The sequence below is a fragment of the Roseibium sp. AWQ4_254 genome (genome assembly GCF_056161025.1).
In genome coordinates this window covers 1-235 of record NZ_JBSWYH010000128.1, presented here as the reverse complement: position 1 = coordinate 235, position 235 = coordinate 1, and the positions used below count along the sequence as shown (strand labels likewise).

At 55.7% G+C, this 235-nt stretch carries 1 protein-coding gene; it reads left to right on the top strand.

Annotated features, from left to right (window positions below; translation table 11 throughout):
* Nucleotides 1-224, top strand: a 224-nt coding sequence (gene tnpB, locus ACXAIC_RS24910) for an IS66 family insertion sequence element accessory protein TnpB (protein ID WP_475187152.1), incomplete at its 5' end; no start/stop codon positions are given.
* Nucleotides 225-235: the final 11 nt, after the last annotated feature.

Genomic DNA, 235 nt, shown 5'->3' with positions numbered 1-235 from the left:
TTGATGGGATGATCCCTGTTCCATCGAACACCCGGGTTTGGCTAGCGTCGGGTGTGACGGACATGCGGCGCGGCTTCAACTCTTTGGCCGCACAAGCCGAACAGGTCCTGGCCGAAGATCCTTATTCTGGGCACTTGTTCGTGTTCCGTGAGCGTCCGCTGAACCCCACCTCCCGCTTTTCGATTTTGCGCCTTAAGTGTCCACTTATGCAAATGGACACTTAAAGGCGCGTGAT